The sequence below is a fragment of the Stenotrophomonas sp. genome (assembly GCF_050737075.1).
GTDB lineage: Bacteria > Pseudomonadota > Gammaproteobacteria > Xanthomonadales > Xanthomonadaceae > Stenotrophomonas.
On sequence record NZ_JBOHXV010000148.1, the window covers coordinates 1 to 6,815 of the forward strand.

The following is a 6,815-nucleotide window of genomic DNA, read 5'->3' on the forward strand; positions in this document are numbered from 1 at the left end:
AGTACATCGAGATGTTTTACAACCCAAAACGGCGGCACAGTTCCAACGACGGGCTGTCCCCGGTAGAGTTCGAGAAGCAGTACGCACTAAACGGCTGACGACTGTCTACAAAACCCTGGGCGATTCAGCCGGACTTGCCAAAGCTCAACATCTATTGCAATCGGCGGGTGAAGCCTCCGCTCCAGTCAGGGCAATTGTCGGTGAGGCGTTGCGTACAGTTCCCACTTCAGTAGGACCGCTTCGACCTGGCGACGGCAGACTTTCAGCATTCCCTTCAAGATCGCTACCCGAATCGCTCGCGTTCTATGCGGACGCGGTCAGCTACGCGAGCCTCATCCTACATGGCAACGGTATCTCGCTTGATGATAGCGGTGACGAACATGAGCTCGATGGATTTATCGTCAACTTCGAGACGATGTTCGAAGACTATGTAAGAAATTCAATCAGTCTCCACGCACCGGCAGATTGGCGAATTGAAGACGGCAATACCATTGGAAGAAAGCCACTATTTGATGACCGCCCATCGCCCCCCGCACAGCCTGACATCGTAATCTCAAACTCAGCGATACGAGTTGTAGTAGAAGTTAAGTACAAAGAGAAGCCAGACAGATCAGACATCAACCAGGCGTTGACCTACGCTTTAAGCTATGGAACCAGGATTGCGATTATCCTGCACCTCTGCGGAGTTGGGGGTCACGCAGGCGCGTATCTGATCGGTCGCGTCGGATCGGTCTCTCTTTATGGTTACCGGCTGGACTTGGGAGTGGCGACGATGCAGCAACAGGAAAGGCAGCTTGCCGATGACTTATTTGCACTTGCCCAGGGACCATCTTCACAGACAGAGTCAACGCCTCTTTGACTAACCCCTTTTGAGCCGCACCCTACACCTGCATTGAGTCGGCGACTTTCATCGATGCCTTGGAGAACCATGTCGCGTATGCATCCGGGTCATAGAAAGAAGCGGATTCAACTTCCTTGATGCTAATGACCTTGATCCAATCCTCGATATCAAAGTCCTTCGCGCCTTGAAATCTAGCGACCACCTCGGCCGCCTCTTTGCGTTGCGATTCAAGCATTCTCCGGGTGCGCCGAAGGAACTTCTGCGCCAATCCCGTCTCGCGACGGGCTCCGACTATGCGGAAAAAGAGCTCATCTGCGTTGAGGTCAAAGAGGCGGATGTTCTCCTCGAGCGTATAGAGCCTTTGCTTAGCAATCCAAAGCTCGATCACTGGATACTCTGTCCTCGCCTCTCCCATGCGTAGGCTGTCTTTGTCTCGGTAGGCTGAGAACGAGGGTAGTATCTCGATACAGGCATCCGCGGCGTCGATGTTGGGCGGAACCTCAAAGATCCGTCCGCAGTAGATCTTTCTGGACTTTAGAGTCAACATTACGAGGCTCTGCTTATCCGCTGCCCGGCGGAACAACTGCGCCATGGAACTTCCGTTGGAATCCGTCAGGCGATCGTATACTCGCTGCGCCTTCGTCCTAGAAGTGCCCTTTAGTAGCTGCTGGTTTGTCTTCGCCCCTCGGACTATCCAAACCGAAAATAGGTTGAGAAAGGAGGAGAGCGCGATAGACCCAGTTAGCGCGAGGATCAACCGAAATGCGTATGGGATCGGAATCGACTGATTGACGAACTGAGCCAGGCGAAGCGGCCAAGAATCAGCGGGGAGGTATGGCTTCAGCCACGATACGGCCAGAAAAACCAATGCGCCCAAAAGTATGCCTGAGCCCGCCGACATGAAGAACAACTTCTGACCCTCCGCCCGGCTGGAGAAGTACCGAACGGGATGAAAGATCAGGTTGAAGATGAAACCGCTGATCACAAGAACCAGTACCGCGATGGCCGAGCTTCCCGCCCCCATGAAAATGCTCCCTTACTTCAGTCGCTGCCTCAACTTCTCGATGGCCCTTCTTCCTTCTGCTTCGCTGATCACGACCCGGTCGTGATTGACCTTCAGCGCTCCATTGAAGCTCTGAACGGTCTGGCGCGCCTGCAGCTCTCGCATCACCTCTCCGGCGAAGTTGCGGAGATCGCTTTTGATCTTTCGCGTACCCGTCGACATACATGCTCCTTCAGTTGCAGTGTCCATCACGCAGGGGCATTGTATGCCCCTGCGTTCTCGCCACCTGAGACGCCTGTTCCGATATAGGCGAACTCAATCAAACCCCGACAGGATTCCCCTTCTCAGGGTCAATCTTGTACTGCTTGATAGCCCGGGCCACATCCTTCCCGGTCATCTTCCCGTCCTTGGCCAGTGCCGCAATCGCGGCATGCGCGATGTAGTACCGGTCAACTTCGAAGAAGCGACGCAGGTTGGCACGGGTGTCCGAACGGCCGAAGCCATCGGTACCCAGCACGGTGAAGGTGGCCGGCACGAACGCGCGGATCTGGTCCGCATACGCACGCACGTAGTCCGTGGCAGCAATCACCGGGCCCTGGCGGTCTTCCAGCAGCTCGGTCACGTAGGCCTTGCGCTGGGTGTCTTCCGGGTGCAGGCGGTTCCAACGCTCGGCGTCGAAACCATCGCGGCGCAGTTCGTTGAAGCTCGGGCAGCTCCAGATGTCGGCGGTGACGCCGAAGTCCTTCTCCAGCAGCGCGGCCGCTTCAATGGCCTCGCGCAGGATGGTGCCCGAACCCAGCAGCTGCACGCGCAGCTCGTTCTTCTTCGGCTTGCCGGCGTCGGTGAGCAGGTACATGCCCTTGACGATGCCTTCGGCGGCGCCTTCCGGCATTTCCGGGTGGGTGTAGTTCTCGTTCATCAGAGTGATGTAGTAGTACTCATCAATCTGGTCTTCCATCATGGCCTTGGTGCCGTGCTGGAGGATGACGGTCACTTCGAAGCCAAACGTGGGATCGTAGCTGCGCACGTTCGGAATGCCGCCCGCCGCCAGATGGCTGTGGCCATCTTCGTGCTGCAGGCCTTCACCGTTGAGCGTGGTGCGGCCGGCGGTGCCGCCGAGCAGGAAGCCGCGGGTACGCATGTCGGCGGCCTGCCAGGCAATGTCGCCCACGCGCTGGAAGCCGAACATGCTGTAGTAGATGTAGAACGGCAGCATCGGCACGTTGCTGACCGAGTAGCTGGTACCGGCCGCCATCCAGGAGCTGATGGCGCCCGGCTCGCTGATGCCCTGCTGCAGCACCTGGCCGCTCTGGTCTTCGCGGTAGAACATGAGCTGGTCGGCGTCGACCGGCTTGTACTTCTGGCCGAACGGCGCGTAGATGCCGATCTGGCGGAACAAGCCTTCCATACCAAAGGTACGGGCTTCGTCGGCCACGATCGGCACGATGTGCGGGCCCAGTTCCTTGTCGCGCAGGGTGATGTTCAGGCTCTGCACGAAGGCCATGGTGGTGGAGTAGCTGCGCTCGCCGCTGCTCTTGAGCAGGCGCTCGTAGGTTTCCAGCTTCGGTGCGTTGAAGCTCTTGGTGGCCTTGCGGCGGCGCTGCGGCAGGTAACCGCCCAGTGCGGCGCGGCGCTCCTGCAGGTACTTCACTTCCGGCGAGTCCGGGCCCGGGTGGTAGAACGGCACCTGGCCGTCGGCCAGCTGCGCATCGGTCACCGGAATGTTGAAGCGGTCGCGGAAGTGCTTGACGGCTTCGTCGTCCAGCTTCTTGGTCTGGTGGGTCGGGTTGAGCGCCTCACCGGCGCTGCCCATGCCGTAGCCCTTGACCGTCTTGGCCAGGATAACGGTGGGCATGCCCTTGGTGTTTACGGCCTGGTGGTAGGCGGCGTACACCTTGTGCGGGTCGTGGCCACCACGGTTGAGGCGCCAGATGTCGTCGTCGGAAAGACCGGCCACCATGGCGACGGTTTCCGGGTACTTGCCGAAGAAATGCTCGCGCGTGTACGCGCCGCCGAAGGCCTTGCAGTTCTGGTATTCGCCGTCGACGGTTTCCATCATGAGCTTGCGCAGGACACCGTTGGTGTCCTTGGCCAGCAGGGCATCCCAGTAACCGCCCCACAGCAGCTTGATGACATTCCAGCCGCCGCCACGGAACACGCCTTCCAGTTCCTGGATGATCTTGCCGTTGCCGCGCACCGGGCCGTCGAGGCGCTGCAGGTTGCAGTTCACCACGAAGATCAGGTTGTCCAGGCCTTCACGGCCGGCCAGCGCGATGGCGCCCAGGGTTTCCGGCTCGTCGCTCTCGCCGTCGCCGATGAAGCACCACACCTTGCGGTCGCTCTTTTCGATGAGGCCACGGTTTTCCAGGTAACGCAGGAACTGCGCCTGGTAGATGGCCGCCAGCGGGCCCAGGCCCATGGACACGGTGGGGGTCTGCCAGTAGTCCGGCATCAGCCACGGGTGCGGGTAGCTGGAAAGGCCACCGCCGTCGACTTCCATGCGGAACTTGTCGAGCTGCTGCTCATCGATGCGGCCTTCCAGGAAGGAACGCGCATAGATGCCCGGGGCGCTGTGGCCCTGGATGAAGAGCAGGTCGCCCGGGTGGTTGTCGCTGGGGGCGCGCCAGAAGTGGTTGAAGCCCACGTCGTACAGGGTGGCACCGGAGGCGAAGCTGGCGATGTGGCCGCCCAGGTCGCCCGGCTTGCGGTTGGCGCGCACGACGGTCGCCATGGCGTTCCAACGGATGATGGAACGAATGCGCCATTCCAGTTCGGCGTTGCCCGGGCTCTTGGCCTCCAGGGTCGGCGCGATGGTGTTCACGTACTCGGTGGTGGGAGAGAACGGCAGGTAAGCACCCGAACGACGGGTCAGTTCCACCATGCCTTCCAACAGTTGATGCGCGCGCTCAGGGCCCTCGACATCAATAACGGCCTTCAGCGACTCGATCCATTCCTGGGTTTCCACAGGATTCGGGTCGTTGTTCAGCACCTCGTTCAACCAGTTCATTTGCGCTCCCATGACCGCACGCACGCGCGCGACTGTTTTAGATTTCTAGCCGCAAAGTGTAGCGCACCAATGGGTTTGCTTACTTCGCTACGGGTGCGTATGGAAGCGCTGCGCGGTGTCTGGGGGGACATGGCGCGACAGTGGGGTGGGTGGGGTTTGGCGGTTCCACGCGCGGTTTCAGGGTGGTTGATGGGGATGACATGGGTGCGGCAGGGGGACAGCGGCGTGTTGGTGGGGGGCGGTTTGGGGGGCGGGGATTGGCTAGCGCTGTCATATGGTGGGGCGTGGAACGTGGGTGGTTGGGGTGGGTGGGGCTGGCCAGCGTTCTACTTGGGGCACGCACCGTCGCGTGGGGGCGTTTGGTGGGTGGGCGGTTTTGGTGAGGGGCAGCTTGGTCGGATGCTGAACCGTTCCGTTAGCGAGGCAGGGCCTCGCTCTACCACCGGTGATGATTTCGATATATCGTTATCGCACTTCATTCGATATATCGAAATGACTGCTCCGCGTGACCTTGAACGTTCTGCCCGCGCTACCCCTGCCCGGCCGCTCAGCCGCGGCGACCTGCGCCTGCTGGTGCTGTCGCTGCTGGGCCAGCAGCCGCGCCACGGCTATGAGCTGATCCAGTGCATCAGCGAGATGTTCGTGCGGGTGTATACGCCCAGCGCGGGCTCGATCTACCCGGTGCTGTCGCAGTTCGAGGCCGCCGGCTGGGTGAGTGCGGTTGAAGATGGCGGCCGCAAGCGCTACCAGCTCAATGCGCTGGGCCAGGCCGAGCTGGCGGCGCAGCGCGAAGAGGTGGACGCGGCGCTGCACCGGGTGCGCCACAGCGCGCGCTCGATCGCCAAGGCCAACCTGCCGCCGGTGGTGCGCGACGCGCTGCGCGAGGTGAAACAGGCCCTCGCCCTGCACCACGCCCGATGGCAGGACGACAACGCGGCCGCGGTGGCGCAGGCGCTGCGCGAGGCCGCCGCACAGATCCGTGCGCCCGGCCGCCGACCCGATTGATTCAGACCCAGCTCGCTTACGGCCAGCCAGGTCCTTCCCCCCTACGCCGCGTGTGCGGCACTGATTACAGGTGTTCCCATGGCTTTGCATGAAAACCGCTTGCTGCGTCATACCGTGAAGTTCCGCCTGCTGCAGGTGCTGCGCACCGAGGAAATCACCCCGTGCATGCGCCGGGTGATCGTGGGCGGTGAGGCGCTGGAAGGCTTCGATTCGCCCTCGCCCGACGACCACTTGAAGCTGTTCTTCCCGAATGCGGAAGGCCAGTTCGTGGTGCCGACGATGACCCCGGAAGGCCCGCGCTACCCGGAAGGCCAGGCGCCCTCGCCCGCCCGCGATTACACGCCGCGCTGGTGGGACCTGGAAACCAGGGAGCTGGCGATCGACTTCGTGCTGCACGGGCACGGGGTGGCGTCGAGCTGGGCGGCCAATGCGCAGCCGGGTGATGCGATTGCGGTGGGTGGCCCGCGTGGGTCGCATATGACCGCCGATGACTACGACACCTACGTGCTGATTGGCGATGAGACGGCGCTGCCGGCCATCAGCCGCTGGCTGGAGACGCTGCCGGAGCAGGCGCGTGCGGAGGTGTACATCGAGATTCCGGAGGCGGACGACCGCCAGCAGCTGCCGGAGGATGACCGTATTCGGGTGTATTGGCTGGAGCGCAACGGTTTTGACGGGGCGACGAGCACGCTGCTGGAGGACGTGTTCACCGACTTTGAGGAGCCGGAGGGCGACACGTTCTACTGGATTGCCACCGAATCGCGCCGGGCGCGGATGATGCGCAAGTACATCGAGGGGCATCTGGGGGTGCCCAAGGAGTGGATTCGTTCCACGGGGTACTGGAAGGCGCATCCCGAGTATGAAGGCGACTGAGTGCGGTAGCCCCGGCCGTTGGCCGGACCACGTATCGCCTGGGCCGGCCAACGGCCGGCGCTACCGGATTGCGGCGCCGCACGACC

At 61.7% G+C, this 6,815-nt stretch carries 7 protein-coding genes; 4 read left to right on the forward strand and 3 right to left on the reverse strand.

The features are described 5' to 3' along the window. The coding region (locus ACREPD_RS21270; RefSeq protein WP_046427907.1) for an IS3 family transposase at positions 1–98 on the forward strand (98 nt) is incomplete at its 5' end. A gap of 110 nt (positions 99–208) precedes the next feature. Continuing rightward, positions 209–859, forward strand: a complete 651-nt coding sequence (locus ACREPD_RS21275) for a 5-methylcytosine restriction system specificity protein McrC (protein WP_431601135.1) — start codon at positions 209–211, stop codon at positions 857–859. Between the two features lie 22 nt (positions 860–881). Here the strand turns inward: ACREPD_RS21275 and ACREPD_RS21280 are convergent, their stop codons facing one another. The 3 genes from ACREPD_RS21280 to aceE all read right to left on the reverse strand — a co-directional run bounded on the left by ACREPD_RS21280 (position 882) and on the right by aceE (position 4,851). After that, a complete protein-coding gene (locus ACREPD_RS21280; protein WP_431601136.1) occupies positions 882–1,865 on the reverse strand; it encodes a hypothetical protein in 984 nt (327 codons plus the stop codon). Positions 1,866–1,877: 12 nt separating this feature from the next. Beyond that, a complete protein-coding gene (locus ACREPD_RS21285; RefSeq protein ID WP_431601137.1) occupies positions 1,878–2,066 on the reverse strand; it encodes a hypothetical protein in 189 nt (62 codons plus the stop codon). 97 nt (positions 2,067–2,163) lie between these two features. After that, positions 2,164–4,851 (reverse strand): pyruvate dehydrogenase (acetyl-transferring), homodimeric type, encoded by a 2,688-nt coding sequence (aceE, locus tag ACREPD_RS21290; RefSeq protein WP_431601138.1) that lies wholly within the window; start codon positions 4,849–4,851, stop codon positions 2,164–2,166. Between the two features lie 492 nt (positions 4,852–5,343). Here aceE and ACREPD_RS21295 point away from each other — a divergent pair, with 492 nt between their 5' ends. Both ACREPD_RS21295 and ACREPD_RS21300 read left to right on the forward strand, forming a co-directional pair. Next, positions 5,344–5,856 (forward strand): PadR family transcriptional regulator, encoded by a 513-nt coding sequence (locus tag ACREPD_RS21295; RefSeq protein WP_431601139.1) that lies wholly within the window; start codon positions 5,344–5,346, stop codon positions 5,854–5,856. 78 nt (positions 5,857–5,934) lie between these two features. Further along, on the forward strand, positions 5,935–6,729 hold the full coding sequence (locus ACREPD_RS21300) for a siderophore-interacting protein (protein ID WP_431601140.1): 795 nt from the start codon (positions 5,935–5,937) through the stop codon (positions 6,727–6,729). Positions 6,730–6,815 lie beyond the last annotated feature (86 nt).